Annotated in this window: 13 protein-coding genes; 11 read left to right on the top strand and 2 right to left on the bottom strand. The window is 33.4% G+C overall.

Features of this window, described 5'->3' with window-relative positions; all coding sequences use genetic code 11:
• Positions 1 to 39 precede the first annotated feature (39 nt).
• The 8 genes from VCM48_RS06515 (at position 40) to VCM48_RS06550 (ending at position 9,692) form a co-directional block, all read left to right on the top strand.
• The gene (locus VCM48_RS06515) at positions 40 to 393 is read left to right on the top strand and encodes a four helix bundle protein (RefSeq protein WP_482272042.1); all 354 of its coding nucleotides are present in this window, start codon (positions 40 to 42) and stop codon (positions 391 to 393) included.
• Between the two features lie 46 nt (positions 394 to 439).
• On the top strand, positions 440 to 1,630 hold the full coding sequence (locus tag VCM48_RS06520) for an acetyl-CoA C-acyltransferase (protein WP_482272043.1): 1,191 nt from the start codon (positions 440 to 442) through the stop codon (positions 1,628 to 1,630).
• A gap of 121 nt (positions 1,631 to 1,751) precedes the next feature.
• Complete coding sequence (locus VCM48_RS06525; RefSeq protein WP_482272044.1) at positions 1,752 to 3,560, top strand: acyl-CoA dehydrogenase family protein; 1,809 nt, start codon at positions 1,752 to 1,754, stop codon at positions 3,558 to 3,560.
• 274 nt (positions 3,561 to 3,834) lie between these two features.
• Entirely contained in the window at positions 3,835 to 4,836 is a 1,002-nt protein-coding gene (locus VCM48_RS06530) for a PliI family lysozyme inhibitor of I-type lysozyme (protein WP_253057080.1), read from the top strand.
• An 11-nt stretch (positions 4,837 to 4,847) separates the two neighbouring features.
• On the top strand, positions 4,848 to 5,276 hold the full coding sequence (locus tag VCM48_RS06535) for an META domain-containing protein (RefSeq protein ID WP_253057081.1): 429 nt from the start codon (positions 4,848 to 4,850) through the stop codon (positions 5,274 to 5,276).
• Positions 5,277 to 6,234: 958 nt separating this feature from the next.
• The gene (locus VCM48_RS06540) at positions 6,235 to 6,645 is read left to right on the top strand and encodes a Fur family transcriptional regulator (RefSeq protein ID WP_073184592.1); all 411 of its coding nucleotides are present in this window, start codon (positions 6,235 to 6,237) and stop codon (positions 6,643 to 6,645) included.
• 67 nt (positions 6,646 to 6,712) lie between these two features.
• Complete coding sequence (locus VCM48_RS06545; protein WP_173359715.1) at positions 6,713 to 8,896, top strand: TonB-dependent receptor; 2,184 nt, start codon at positions 6,713 to 6,715, stop codon at positions 8,894 to 8,896.
• Between the two features lies 1 nt (position 8,897).
• The gene (locus VCM48_RS06550; RefSeq protein WP_253057082.1) at positions 8,898 to 9,692 is read left to right on the top strand and encodes a cation efflux transmembrane domain-containing protein; all 795 of its coding nucleotides are present in this window, start codon (positions 8,898 to 8,900) and stop codon (positions 9,690 to 9,692) included.
• Here VCM48_RS06550 and VCM48_RS06555 read toward each other — a convergent pair.
• Positions 9,681 to 10,262: a TetR/AcrR family transcriptional regulator gene (locus VCM48_RS06555; protein WP_482272045.1), complete on the bottom strand. Its 582-nt coding sequence runs from the start codon at positions 10,260 to 10,262 to the stop codon at positions 9,681 to 9,683. The two genes, VCM48_RS06550 and VCM48_RS06555, sit on opposite strands and share 12 nt — an antisense overlap.
• A 77-nt stretch (positions 10,263 to 10,339) precedes the next feature.
• The gene (locus tag VCM48_RS06560) at positions 10,340 to 11,095 is read right to left on the bottom strand and encodes an SDR family oxidoreductase (RefSeq protein WP_482272046.1); all 756 of its coding nucleotides are present in this window, start codon (positions 11,093 to 11,095) and stop codon (positions 10,340 to 10,342) included.
• A gap of 179 nt (positions 11,096 to 11,274) precedes the next feature.
• On the opposite strand from VCM48_RS06560, the gene VCM48_RS06565 reads away from it, so the two are divergent.
• The 3 genes from VCM48_RS06565 (at position 11,275) to VCM48_RS06575 (ending at position 14,648) form a co-directional block, all read left to right on the top strand.
• Complete coding sequence (locus tag VCM48_RS06565; RefSeq protein ID WP_099214005.1) at positions 11,275 to 11,799, top strand: TetR/AcrR family transcriptional regulator; 525 nt, start codon at positions 11,275 to 11,277, stop codon at positions 11,797 to 11,799.
• 5 nt (positions 11,800 to 11,804) lie between these two features.
• Complete coding sequence (locus VCM48_RS06570; protein ID WP_482272047.1) at positions 11,805 to 12,215, top strand: DUF1348 family protein; 411 nt, start codon at positions 11,805 to 11,807, stop codon at positions 12,213 to 12,215.
• A gap of 213 nt (positions 12,216 to 12,428) precedes the next feature.
• Positions 12,429 to 14,648, top strand: coding sequence for an Ig-like domain-containing protein (locus VCM48_RS06575; protein WP_482272048.1), 2,220 nt, complete (start codon positions 12,429 to 12,431; stop codon positions 14,646 to 14,648).
• Positions 14,649 to 14,741: the final 93 nt, after the last annotated feature.

A 14,741-nucleotide genomic window follows, 5' to 3' on the forward strand; every position in this document is an offset into this window, starting at 1 on the left:
TGCGAATAGTATTGAGATATTAGTATTAAGTAGTTAGAAATGCATAAAGTAGAAGATTTAAAAATATGGCAAAAATCAATAAAGTTAGCAAAAGCTACCTATCTACTTATTTCAGAATTACCATCGGATGAAAAATTCGGACTAACATCTCAAATAAAGAGAAGTGCTATTTCGATTCCTTCAAATATAGCAGAAGGAACTGGTAGAAATTCACAAAAAGAATTCAAACACTTTTTGAGTATTGCAAATGGTTCTACATACGAACTTCAAACGCAATTACTATTAGTTATTGAATTGAACCTAATACATAAAGATAAAGTACAACCCATTATTGAGTTGTGTATTGAAATTCAGAAAATGAATTATGTTTTTCAGCAAAAATTAAACGCCTAAACATTCACTCAATACTAAAACCTCAATACTCAATACTAAAAATAAAATGAAAACAGCATATATAGTAAAAGGATATAGAACCGCCGTAGGGAAATCTAAAAAAGGCGTGTTCAGATTTAAAAGAGCTGACGAATTAGCCGCTGAAACCATCAAATATATGATGGGTAAGTTGCCAGAATTCGATGTAAAGCGTATCGACGATGTTATTGTTGGTAACGCAATGCCAGAAGGTTCTCAAGGGTTAAACATGGCAAGAATTATTTCGTTAATCGGATTAGATTCTGTGGATGTTCCTGGAGTTACCGTAAACCGTTTCTGTTCATCAGGATTAGAAACTATTGGTATGGCTGTAGCAAAAATTCAATCTGGAATGGCAGAATGTATTATTGCTGGTGGAGCAGAAAGTATGAGTTCTGTACCAATGACAGGTTTTAAACCAGAATTAAACTACGATATCGTAAATGCAGGTCACGAAGATTACTATTGGGGAATGGGTAATACTGCAGAAGCAGTAGCTCAACAATACAATGTATCTCGTGCAGATCAAGATCAATTTGCATACGAATCGCACATGAAAGCTTTAAAAGCGTTAGATAGTGATCGTTTTCAAGATCAAATAGCTCCAATCGATGTAGAAGAGACTTACATTGATGAAAACGGAAAACGTGCTACAAGAAATTATACAGTTACTAAAGACGAAGGTCCACGTCGTGGAACTAGCGTAGAAGCCTTAGCAAAATTACGTCCAGTATTTGCAGCTAATGGTTCTGTTACCGCTGGTAACTCATCACAAACAAGTGATGGAGCTGCTTTCGTAATGGTAATGAGTGAAGATATGGTAAAAGAGTTAGGTATTGAACCAGAAGCTCGTTTAGTAAGTTATGCAGCAGCAGGAGTACCACCTCGTATTATGGGAATTGGTCCTGTAGCAGCAATTCCAAAAGCATTAAAACAAGCAGGTTTACAACAAAGTGATATTGAATTAATTGAACTAAATGAAGCGTTTGCTTCACAATCGTTAGCTGTTATTCGCGAATTAGGTTTAAATCCGGATATCGTTAACGTAAATGGTGGAGCAATTGCTTTAGGTCACCCATTAGGATGTACTGGTGGTAAACTATCTGTTCAGTTATTTGATGAAATGCGTAAGCGTAACATGAATAACAAATACGGAATGGTAACCATGTGTGTAGGTACTGGTCAAGGTGCTGCTGGTATTTTTGAATTCTTAAATTAAAATTAAGATATAAGTATTGAGTATTGAGAATTTTCTCATCTCTTTTAAAAAATAAGTAACAAAATTATAAAAGTAGTTAGTATCTCAATACTCACTACTAAATACTAAAATCTAATATACTATGTCAGAATTAAATAAAGATCTTTTACGCGGAGGGCAGTTCTTAGTAAAAGAAACAAAATGCGAAGATATATTTACTCCTGAAGATTTTTCAGAAGAGCAAACAATGATGCGTGATGCGGTTAAAGAATTTAACGACCGTGAAATCATTCCTCATAAAGAACGTTTCGAAAAGAAAGATTATGCACTTACCGAAGAAACTATGCGTAAAGCTGGTGAATTAGGATTTTTAGGTGTGGCTGTTCCTGAAGCTTATGGTGGATTAGGAATGGGATTCGTTTCTACCATGTTAACATGTGATTACATTTCAAGCGGAACTGGATCTTTTAGTACAGCTTTTGGTGCGCACACAGGTATTGGTACCATGCCAATTACTTTATACGGTACTGAAGAGCAAAAGCAAAAATATGTTCCTGCTTTAGCAATGGGAGAGCGTTTTGGAGCTTACTGTTTAACAGAACCAGGAGCAGGATCGGATGCTAACTCAGGTAAAACTACTGCTGAGTTAACTGAAGACGGAAAGCACTACAAAATTAACGGACAAAAAATGTGGATTTCGAATGCAGGTTTTGCTGAAATCTTCATCGTTTTTGCTCGTATCGAAGACGATAAAAACATTACTGGTTTTATCTTAGAATATGATAAAAACAATCCTAACGGAGTAACTTTAGGAGAAGAAGAACACAAATTAGGTATTCGTGCCTCTTCAACTCGTCAGGTATTTTTCAACGATACCTTAGTTCCTGTTGAAAACATGTTATCTGTTCGTGGTGGTGGATTCAAAATCGCAATGAACGCCTTAAACGTTGGTCGTATTAAGTTAGCTGCTGCTTGTTTAGATTCTCAAAGAAGAATTGTAACTCATGCTGTAAACTATGCAAACGAGCGTAAGCAATTTAAAACTCCTATTGCTGAGTTTGGAGCTATTAAAATGAAATTAGCTGAAATGGCTACTAACGCTTATGTTGGTGAGTCTGCATCATATAGAGCAGCTAAAAATATTGAAGACAGAATCGCTATTCGTGAATCTGAAGGAAACACGCATCAAGAAGCAGAATTAAAAGGTGTTGAAGAATACGCTATTGAATGTTCTATCTTAAAAGTAGCAGTTTCAGAAGACGTACAAAATTGTGCTGATGAAGGAATCCAAATTTTTGGAGGTATGGGATTCTCTGAAGAAACTCCAATGGAGTCTGCTTGGAGAGATGCTCGTATTGCACGTATCTACGAAGGAACTAACGAAATTAACCGTTTATTATCGGTAGGAATGTTAGTTAAAAAAGCAATGAAAGGTCATGTAGATTTATTAAATCCTGCAATGGCAGTTCAAAACGAATTAATGGGAATTCCTTCTTTCGATACTCCAGATTATTCTGAATTATTCTCAGAAGAAAAAGAAATTCTTGCTAAACTTAAGAAAGTATTCTTAATGGTTGCAGGAGCTGCGTTACAAAAATTTGGACCAGAGTTAGAGCAACACCAACAGTTATTAACTGCTGCTTCAAATATTTTAATTGAAATATATATGGCAGAATCTGGAATTTTAAGAACAGAAAAGAACGCGAAGCGTTTTGGTGAAGAGGCTCAAAAAGAACAGATTGCAATGGCTAAGTTATACTTACACAATGCTGTTGAAATTATTACCAAAAGTGCAAGAGAAGGAATTATTTCTTTCGCTGAAGGTGATGAGCAACGTATGATGTTAATGGGACTTAAGCGTTTTACAAAGTATGCAAACTACCCTAACGTAGTTGAATTACGTAATACAATCGCAGAAAAATTAAAAGCAGAAAATAAATACTGCTTCTAAACATATTAAAACTACCTAATGTTGCTAACAAGCATAGGTAGTTTTTTAAAACTTTCTTCAACTTTTATAGGTTTTAGAATTTAGTTGTTTGTTTAAAAGATCGTCAAATTAGGTTTTGGCGGTCTTTTTTTATGCCCTCAAAAAACGTTATTAAACCTATACGCTACAATATCAACCTACTAAAAAACAAGAATCTTAAGGTTTTCTTAAAACGTTTTTTCATATCTTTAATGGTATATTTATTGTTATTTAGAAGCAAAAAACATAAAATAGCATGATAAAACTTACCAATTCAGCACTACTAGTAATAGCATTTTTAGCCATCGTTAGCTGTAAAAACGAAGCAAAAAAAACAGATACACAAGAAACCACAAAACAAGAAACTGTAGCTACAATTACTGATGTTACAGGAAACTACGTTTCTTCAGAATATGAAAAAAGAAACGAAGGGTACGATTGGGTTTCAGTTGCTGTAAAACCTGCCGCAAATGACAATATAAAAATTGCTGTTCGCTCACGTGCTGACAAGAAAAAACCTACTTGTACTTTTGACGCTCTTGCTAAAAAAGCAAATGACAGCACGTATACAACTGACATAAATGGTAAGACTGTAGTATTTTCTTTTAAAAACAAACAAATTTCTATTGCAACGGCAAACAAAGAAGATAACGGTTTATTAAACTTTTACTGTTCAGGTGGAGGAAGTCTTGCAGGTTCTTATCATAAAATTGAAGGAAACCTTGACCAAACACAGATAGACAAAACCATTTTTAGAAAAAATGTAACCTTACAAGGAATTAGTTTTAGCATTGCTACTCAAAAAAATGGAATGGAAACTGAATTAACAGTTACTCCTTACGGATTAGAAATTGACAATTCTGCCGTTACTCAAACAATTGATGGTAGTGTTGTTGATGCTGAAATTGAAGATTTAAACTCTGATGGTTCTCCAGAAATATTAATCTATACAAAATCTGACGGAAGTGGAAGCTACGGAAATGTAATAGGATTTTCAGTAAACAATAAAAAATCGATGAGTCAAATATACTTCCCTCCTATTACCGATAATAAAGAATTAAGTAAGGGATATATGGGGCACGATGAATTTACCATTATTGAAACAACCTTAGCGCAACGTTTTCCTATTTATAAAGAAGAAGATTCTAATGCTAACCCAACAGGAGGTACCAGACAAATTACATACAAATTGGTAGATGGTGAAGCATCAAGAAAATTTGTAGTAAAAAACTCAACTGAATTTAATACTAATAACTAAACTTACATATTATGAAAAAACTATCATTTGTATTCGCAGTAATTCTATTAATTACAGTGTCTTGTGCTAAAAAAGATACTGCTGAACAATTATACGGAACCGCTTGGGAACTAGAATACATCTCTGGACCTAGAATTGCTTTTGAAGGATTGTTTCCTGATAAAAAGCCACAACTTACGTTTGATAAAGAAACAAAGAAAGCTACAGGAAATAATGGTTGTAACGGTTATGCTGCTGAATTTACGTTAGGAGAAGAAAATGCGATTTCTTTTGGAGAACCAGGACCAACAACTATGATGTACTGCGGACAAGGAGAACAAGAGTTTTTAAAAACCATTAAAAAAGTAAACAAGTATAGTTTTGACTTAGAAGGAAAACTAAACTTATTAATGGACGATGTAACCATGATGCGCTTTAAAAAAGTAACTACTGAAAAATAATTCACGATAGTTGTTACTTTAAACGAATTAATAACTTAGGGGAAACCTCATACTATACAGCCTTTTTTTGGTTTGTTGGTATGAGGTTTATTTTTTACTGCCAAAGGCAACGTCCGCTAATAAGTATACAGTGAATGTTGGGTTGAATCTGTACTGATGTAAAAGCAGAGAGCATGCCGTGATATTAGCGACCCATGCCGCGGTGTCTGCGGAGCACGCCGTAATATCAGCGACCCGTGCCGCGGTGTCTGCGGAGCATGCCGTGATATTAGCGACCCGTGCCGTGGTGTCAACGGAGTACGCCGTGATATTAGCGACCCATGCCGTAGTGTCTTCGGAGCATGCCGTGATATCAGCGACCCGTGCCGTGGTGTCTGCGGAGCACGCCGTGATATCAGCGACCCATGCCGCGGTGTCAACGGAGCACGCCGTGATATCAGCGACCCGTGCCGTGGTATCTTCGGAGCATGCCGTGATATTAGCGACCCATGCCGCGGTGTCTGCGGAGCACGCCGTGATATCAGCGACCCATGCCGTGGTGTCTTCGGAGCATGCCGTGATATTAGCGCCCGATTAACGGGGAGTATTCAATAAAGTGTGTCAACTTGTTTAAAGTTGCTCCTATTACTGAAGAAGGAAGACAACCGATTAGGCTTCGTTTGTAGTCCCGATAAAAAAGTTGCACTTTTTTATCTTATTTCTTTATATTTGAAAGTGTTAATAAAATTGCTAAAAGTTCCGCATATCTTACCGTAAAAGGAATATATAAGTAATTTTATTACGTATATAAACTAGTTGTGCATAATGCAAAAAACCGTGCTAAAATTGAACATTTGAACTAAAAAAGCCAACCGCACAAACAGCACATTTATTTTTTTCCAACCGCAAAAAGCCACCGCTGAAAAAAATAAAAGAGCTGTTTTTCGCCAACGCTCGAAAAAAATGATACATTAGGAAAATGCAAACCGAAGAAGAAATCCTAAAAATAAAAAAAGTGAAAAACACCGCAGTCAGAACTGTGGTTTTACGTCATCTTTTGAGCCAAGAAAAAGCCCAATCTTTAAAAGATATTGAAAACGCATTGGCATACATGGACAGAAGTTCGATTTTCAGAACACTCAAAACATTTGAGGAAAACAAAGTCATCCACAGCATTGAAGATGGTTCTGGAATGACCAAATATGCGGTTTGTGCCAAAGGCTGTAACTGCGACCCAAAGGATTTGCACTATCATTTTTATTGCACAAACTGCGATAAAACATTCTGCCTTTTTGATGTTCCTATTCCAAAAATTCAACTTCCCGAAAACTTTAAGTTACAACAAGCAAATATGGTCGTAAAAGGCTTGTGCGACAACTGCAACAAGTAATCTTTGCAATCGAGTTGCAGTAAATCCTAAATACATTTGCATTATTCTTTTAAACCAGAATAAGCAGATGAAAAACATATTTTTAAACACATTATTTCTATTCGTATCAATTATATCTTTCGCACAGACGAGCGATATTTCCATTTCTGTTAGCGATGCAGAAACCAACGAACCATTATTGGGTGCTACGGTCTATTTTGAAGAATTAGAAAAAGGAGCAGTAACAGATTTTGACGGAATTGCCACATTTACAGAAATCCCAAATGGAAACCATATTATAAAAATTTCATACATAGGCTTCAAAACCATAGAAACTACTATTGATGTTGGAACAAAAAAGGAGTTCGCTTTCAAGCTCGAATCTGGAGGTAATGAACTTGACGAAGTTGTCATACAATCTTCAAGAAGTACACGAACTGTTAGAAAAATTCCAACTCGAATTGAATTTATTGGAGCGGAAGAATTAGGCGAAAAAGCGGTAATGAACCCAACCAATATTTCAATGGTACTTCGGGAAAGTACAGGAATACAGATGCAACAAACTTCTTTAAGTAGTGCGAATACCAACATTAGAATTCAAGGTCTTGATGGACGTTACACACAACTTTTACGAGATGGATTTCCACTTTATGGCGGATTTTCAAGCGGTTTGAGTATTCTGCAAATTCCGCCATTGGACTTAAAACAATTTGAAATCATTAAAGGAAGTTCATCAACACTTTATGGTGGTGGAGCAATTGGAGGTTTGATAAATATGGTATCAAAAACACCTGACGAAGAGCCAACTTTGGATATTATGTTGACACAAACACAAGCATTAGGAAGTACAGCTAATGTATTTTATAGCAAACGAAATGAAAAATTTGGAGTTTCATTATACGGTTCAGGTCATTATCAAAAGGCTTACGACCCAGAAGATGATGGCTTTAGTAATTTACCACAAACAACATCTATTTCTTTCAACCCAAAATTCTTTTATTATCCATCAGAAAAAACAACATTTTGGTTTAGCTTAAACGGAACGTATGACGACAGAATTGGTGGCGACATCACAAAAATTGAAAGTGGCGCAAATGGCATCCATCAATATACCGAAGAAAATCTATCAAAAAGGTTGAGCAGTCAAGCGGTTTACGAAACTCAATTAGATTCGGTTAGTTCATTAAATATTAAAAACAGCATCTCATTCTTTGATAGAAAACTAACCATTCCCGATTTTGTTTTTGATGGTAAACAAACCAATACATTCACGGAAATAAACTATCAAAAGTCCGCCAATAAAACAGATTGGATTTTTGGTGCAAATCTCTATACTTCTGCTTTTGATGAAAATAATAATGTGACTTTGCAACGTGACCAAACAGACATAACATTCGGAGCATTTGTAAATAATATTTATGACATTTCGGATAATTGGATTTTGGAAACAGGATTACGAGCAGATTACAATACTGATTTTGGATTCTTTCCGCTTCCAAGAGTTTCATTGCTATACAAAAACGATAGTGGATTTTCGAGCAGAATTGGTGGTGGATTAGGTTACAAAATTCCAGATATTTTTACAGAAGAGGCGGAATTTATCAATTTTAGAAATGTACTTGGTATTGATAAATCTTCACTAAATGCGGAACGTTCTTATGGTGTAAATCTTGATTTCAACTATCAAACACGTTTATTTGAAACTGTTGGTTTTTCTATTAATCAACTGTTTTATGTAACTGCGATTAATGATGCATTACTGTTAAATTCAACTGATAATGGATTTTTCCAATTTGAGAATGCAACAGATGAAATTTTGAGCAAAGGTGCTGAAACAAACATCAAGTTTACCTATAAAGATTTTAGGTGGTTCCTAAATTATGCACTCATTGACACAAGGTTGAACTATTTAGCTGGCAATCCTCAAAAACCTTTGACAGCAAAACATAACGCAGGAAGTGTTTTGATGTACGAATCTGAAAAATGGCGAATCGGTTATGAAACGTTTTACACAGGAAAGCAATTTTTGTCTAATGGAACAGAAACAACCGACTTCATAACAATGGGTTTTGTGGCAATGCGAAATTTTAAATGGGGAACAACTTTTGTGAATTTTGAAAACTTTACCGATAGAAGACAAAGCAGGTTCTCGCCTTTGGTTTTGCCACCACACGACAATCCAGAATTTCCCGAAATATATGCACCAACAGACGGTTTTATATTTAGCGTTGGAGTAATTATCAAACCTTTTGGAAACGAAGATGACGACTAAAATGAACAAAACGATATTTGAAATCAGTAAGATGGATTGTCCTTCAGAGGAAAATCTAATCCGAATGAAACTGGACGGAATTCAAGAAATCAAAAATCTTGATTTTGACATTCCAAACCGAAAATTGACCGTTTTTCACGATGGTCATAACGACCAAATTGAAAAGTCAATTATCGAATTAAAATTAGGCGGAAAGAAAATCTCGACCGAAGAAACCAACGAAAAAGATTTTGTAGAAAACACCAACCAAAAAAAGCTACTTTGGATTGTACTGGCGATAAATTTTGTCTTTTTTATTATCGAAATGACAACAGGAATAATCTCAAAATCAATGGGACTTGTTGCCGACAGCCTGGATATGCTTGCCGACAGTTTCGTTTACGGAATTAGCTTGTTTGCAGTTGGCGGAACGTTGATTAAGAAAAAGCGGATTGCAAAACTTGCTGGATATTTTCAAATCACACTTGCGATTATTGGATTTGTGGAAGTTTTAAGAAGATTTTTCGGAGACGAGAAACTTCCCGATTTTTCGACAATGATTATCGTTTCGATTTTTGCACTTATCGCAAACGGAATTTGTCTTTACATTTTGCAAAAGTCAAAAAGCAAAGAAGAGGCACATATGAAAGCGAGTATGATTTTTACCTCGAATGACGTGATTATCAATTTAGGAGTTATAATCGCTGGACTTTTGGTAAATTGGTTAAGTTCGAGCAAACCTGATTTGATTATTGGAACCATTGTTTTTGTTTTAGTAATTCAAGGAGCTTTTCGAATTTTAAAACTAAGTAAGTAAAGACAAGGCTACATTTATAGAATTAGATAACTCTTTGTTAGTAGGATCTACTTTAGAAACAACTCGAATACCATTATAAAGTGTGTAAAGAAGAGAAGCAATAGCTCTTAAATTTTCACTATTTTTTAATTGTCCCTTTTCCTTACCCTCCTTCAAATATTCATAAAATAAGTTTTCAAAATCTCGCTTATTTTCTATCAAGACTTTTTGTAAACTTTCATCATTTGGAATAAGTTCTGTCGTGGCATTTACCACAAAACACCCTTTTTTATCAGTATCTGCAATAGCTTCTTGTATTGCTTTATTAAAAAGCTCAGCAAAGCCTTCTTTAACATTTGGATGACTTTGAAAAAATTCTATTAGCCCTTTTTTGGTAGTAGCTCTATAAAGCTCGAAAGACTTTTTAAATAGTTGTTCTTTATCTCCAAAGGTATCATATAAACTTGCTCTGTTTATTCCTAAGTGACTTACCAAATCTTGTACGGAGGTAGCAGAATACCCTTGTTTCCAAAACAAACACATTGCTTTGGTTAGTACTTCTTTTTCATTAAATGATTTAACTCTTGGCATATAAAAATGTGGAAGCGATTAACACTTCCACAAAATTACCATACTGGAACTATCATTCCAAATATATTCAAAAAAATTTAACTCATTAATGGATTGATGTTTATCCCTCCATCAATATTATACTCACTTCCTGTAATAAAAGAAGCATTGTCAGATGCTAAAAAAGACACCAACTTTGCCACCTCTTCTGGTCGTCCGAATCGTTTTAAAGGAACACGATTTTCAATGGTTTGCGCAAAACCTTGCAATTGTTCTTCTTCCATTCCTGTTTTTCCAAAAATTGGAGTAGCTACTGGACCAGGATTAACTGAGTTAATTCGTATTCTTCTCGAAGCTAATTCAGTAGCTGCCGTTCGTGTATATGAGTTTAACGCTGCTTTTGATGCTGCATATACAGCTGTATTTGGCATTCCGGTATAAGCATTTATAGATGATAAATTTATAATTGATGCTCCCTCATTTAAAATGGGTAAGAATTTTTCTGTAGTAAATACAGCTCCTTTAAAGTTAATAGCCATTTGATGATCAAACATTTCTTCACTTATACTTCCAACAGGTGCTGGTTGAAAAATACCCGCATTTACAAATAGTATATCAACTTTATTGAAGTCTCTCTTAACCTGTTCTACTAAGTTTTCAATAGCTGAAAGACTTTTTACATCAGCAACAATTCCTTTTACTCCTAGTTTTTGTGATGCCTCTTCTACTTTTTCAGAATTTCTTCCTGTAATAATTACTGTTGCTCCTTGATTTTTTAATTCTTTAGCAGATGCAAACCCAATACCACTGTTTCCGCCAGTTACAACTGCTATTTTTCCTTTTAATGTACTCATTGTTTTTATTTTTAGTTAATAATTAATTATAGAACAATCATTCCATTTACAAACATACGTATATTAGAACGATTGTTCCAAATTAAATTTGCTCTTATTTCATTCGCTAAAATGTTAAAACACCGAACAGACTTGTCTGTTCTTTTTAAACTCTGTAACTTTGACATAAATTAAGAGATATGAGTAGTCCCAGAGAACGAATATTAGAAACAGTTGCACATTTATTTCATCAACAAGGTTATAACAGTACAGGTATTAATCAAGTTATAAAAGAGGCTAAAGTTGCTAAAGCAAGTTTTTATCAGCACTTTAAATCAAAGGATGCTTTGTGTATTGATTTCTTAAATAACAGGCACGAGCTTTGGTTTAAAGAACTCTTTAAGTATACTTCAAAAAGTAAAAATTTAAAAGATAGAGTATTGCTAGCATTCGATTTTATAGCTTATATGAATACAAAAGAAAATTTTAGAGGTTGTAGCTTTCTAAATATTCTATCAGAAATATCTAAAGAACAAGAGGGTATATTAACCGTAATTCAATTACATAAAAAAGAATTGAACAACTTTTTTCAAGAGTTAATAGATAATGAATTACTTGCTACACATATTTATCTGCTTTTTGAAAGTGCTATTATTGAAAGTCAACTCTTCAAATCAAATGAAATAGTATATAAATCAAAAAAAATCATACAAAACTTACTATAATTATTATGGAACAGAAACATCCACTACCTCCTTTTACCCTCGAAACTGCTAAACAAAAAATTCAACTCGCAGAAGATGCTTGGAATTCTCAAAATCCTGAAAAGATAGCATTAGCTTACACTGTTGATAGTGAATGGAGAAATAGAGACACCTTTGTTAATGGTAGAGAAGAAATTATTAACTTCTTGAGTAAAAAATGGCAAAATGAGCTTAATTATAAACTGAAAAAAGAGTATTGGGCACATAGTGAAAACAGAATTGCTGTGCGTTTTGAATATGAATATCAAAACAAAGAAGGCAAATGGTTTAGGGCTTATGGTAATGAAAACTGGGAGTTTGATGATAACGGACAAATGAAAAAAAGATATGCTAGTATTAATGATCTTGAAATAGAGGAAGTTGATAGGTCTCTATAACACTTACATCTGTTATACATCTTAAACTTATAATATTCTATATTTTTTTACTCTTTTAAACTTATTTACTTCTTTTTCAAATCTTTTTTTGAGATCAATAAAACTTATCCTATTTTTATCCCAACTTCTTTTTTGCTATGAAGAATATACTTTTTGCCTTTGTGCAGAACTTTTACAAGTTAAAAAAGAACACACACACGTAAATTAATTGCTATGAATAAAATGATCAAAACCATTAACCTAAAAGCTTTACTTATATTAATAATACTTCACATCTCGTGTAATAATGACGTTGAAGTAACCCCAGATACCACACCGCCAACTATTGACTTTATTATTAAAGGCATAACTCAAGATGACAATGAAGAACCTCCTATTGTAGGAAACATTATTGAAATAGAAATTGATGCAAAAGATGCAAAAGGGGTAAGTAAAGTTGAAGCTTTTTTAGACAATACAAAAGTAGGAGAAGATACAAATTCCCCTTTTAAAATAAGCGTAGACTTAAACCAGTATGCTAAAAAATTAAATAAAGGAATTCGTTTAAATAAAACACAAACTAAATATATCTTAAAAGTAACTGCTACAGATTTATCTGATAATACTAGCTCAATAGAAAAAGAGATAATTGTTGATAATGAAAAGCCTACAATTACAGAAGTTACTCTTGAGACTAATACAGTTATTAAAGGGAATGATAACCTATTTACTTTTAAAGCAAATGACGACAAAGAAATCATTTCTTTAAAAGTTAAAGTTAATGACACTGAAATAGAGACTACTGCTATAGATAGTATTACTTATGCTATTAATATTGATAGTTCAATTTTAGAAGATGGTCAGAACAGTTTAAATATTACAGCTTCTGATCAAGCCACAAACACTACTACCCATAATACATTATTTTTAGTTGATAATACTGGGCCTGAAATTAATATAGATGGGCCTTCTATACAAAATAATATAATTGATGAAGTTACCTTATTTTCTATAACTACAAATGATGTTTATTCTAATGTTGACTCTCTTAAAGTTTTTGTGAACGACTCTTTAATAATAAAGGCTGAAAATAATAATTTAAATTTAGACTTTAACCCTGATAACTATGAAACTGGTAATACCACTATTAAAGTTACTGCTATAGATAAATTAGGCAACCAATCAGTACAAGAGCTCGATTTTATCATTAAAAGATTGTTACTAAAAATAAATGTCCCTAATAACTTTGTTAACCCATCTATTTCGGAGTTTTACGTATTCACCTCTAAAAAAACAGGTGAGTTACTAGCTTTAAAGTCTCTAAAAAATAATACTTCTTCTCAGATTAAAATTAACACTCTCACTGATATTCTTCCTGACGAAGAATACTCTCTTAATTTTGCTTACCTATACAGGGGCGTAGGAGAAACATCCATTATTAAAACTATACAAAACATTAAACGTTCCTCTCTAGATAAAATTGACCTTAAGGTTCCTGAAAGTAGGAATGTTTCATCACAGAATACTTATCAAACATCTGAAATGCCTATTGGAACATCTATTATAGGAGAAGGTTCTGACTATAGTTCTTCATATGACCCTGAAAATGGATTTTATATTGAAGATTATAATCTTAATTACACAGATGTTGTATCAAGTCAGTACTACATATATGATTACAATACTATTAATAATAACTATACTTATCAATTTATTAATAAGCCTTTAAATTCAGATTTCTATCTAGACTTCAATAACTTCAGTACTAATGGAGTTGAAACACGTTACTTTAATAGTTCATCTATTCAAGACCCTAACAAATCTTCTTATTTAACTCTGTACGGGTATCTTAATGCCTCCGATTTAGAAAATGACATAAAACATCGCATATGGGCAAATGGTAATCAAAACTCTACAATTATGAATAGTTCTGGTTACAGTTACGCTTTCAACACAAACTTTTATAATTACAGTTATAAAGCTACAATGGAAAATTATCATGTTGAGGCTATAGGAGAACCCTTAGAAAATTATAATGCTCCAAATTGGAGTATTGATTATACATACTCTAATACTAATAGAACATTCTACCTAAACAAAACAGGTACAACTCATAATATTGGAAAAATAACTATGGATCTTGTTGATAATGATTCATTTTATACTTGGGATGTTCTCTTTGATAGTCAAGAGACTAGTGAGATTATGTTACCTCAATTACCTGATGAATTAAAGTCATGGAATATTACCAATTATTATAATACAGGTGATCTAAACATAGAACAAATTGAAGTAAAAAAATATAATGGTATAGATACCTATGATAGTTTTTTGAACACTGTTATTAAAAACAACATATATCAACAGTATAAAGCAACCAATAAAGTTGAATCTGTTTTCAAAACTAATACAGGTACTTATATATCTAAGCCTGACCTTTCTTTTACATACTAAACTATAGTTTCTTTATAAGTTTACTCGAAATTAAAAGACAAACATATATCACTTTAAAGTATTACCTCTTTTAGCAAAAAAAAAGCGACTCTG

Source organism: Tenacibaculum sp. DPLXC6, assembly GCF_056815515.1.

Bases quoted from the DNA above. Each gene is read 5' to 3' on its own strand.
- VCM48_RS06560 (WP_482272046.1), bottom strand. From the start codon at position 11,095: ATGAGTACATTAAAAGGAAAAATAGCAGTTGTAACTGGCGGAAACAGT.
- VCM48_RS06535 (WP_253057081.1), top strand. From the start codon at position 4,848: ATGAAAAAACTATCATTTGTATTCGCAGTAATTCTATTAATTACAGTG.
- VCM48_RS06555 (WP_482272045.1), bottom strand. From the start codon at position 10,262: ATGCCAAGAGTTAAATCATTTAATGAAAAAGAAGTACTAACCAAAGCA.
- VCM48_RS06540 (WP_073184592.1), top strand. From the start codon at position 6,235: ATGCAAACCGAAGAAGAAATCCTAAAAATAAAAAAAGTGAAAAACACC.
- VCM48_RS06520 (WP_482272043.1), top strand. From the start codon at position 440: ATGAAAACAGCATATATAGTAAAAGGATATAGAACCGCCGTAGGGAAA.
- VCM48_RS06525 (WP_482272044.1), top strand. From the start codon at position 1,752: ATGTCAGAATTAAATAAAGATCTTTTACGCGGAGGGCAGTTCTTAGTA.
- VCM48_RS06575 (WP_482272048.1), top strand. From the start codon at position 12,429: ATGAATAAAATGATCAAAACCATTAACCTAAAAGCTTTACTTATATTA.
- VCM48_RS06565 (WP_099214005.1), top strand. From the start codon at position 11,275: ATGAGTAGTCCCAGAGAACGAATATTAGAAACAGTTGCACATTTATTT.
- VCM48_RS06550 (WP_253057082.1), top strand. From the start codon at position 8,898: ATGAACAAAACGATATTTGAAATCAGTAAGATGGATTGTCCTTCAGAG.
- VCM48_RS06515 (WP_482272042.1), top strand. From the start codon at position 40: ATGCATAAAGTAGAAGATTTAAAAATATGGCAAAAATCAATAAAGTTA.
- VCM48_RS06530 (WP_253057080.1), top strand. From the start codon at position 3,835: ATGATAAAACTTACCAATTCAGCACTACTAGTAATAGCATTTTTAGCC.
- VCM48_RS06570 (WP_482272047.1), top strand. From the start codon at position 11,805: ATGGAACAGAAACATCCACTACCTCCTTTTACCCTCGAAACTGCTAAA.
- VCM48_RS06545 (WP_173359715.1), top strand. From the start codon at position 6,713: ATGAAAAACATATTTTTAAACACATTATTTCTATTCGTATCAATTATA.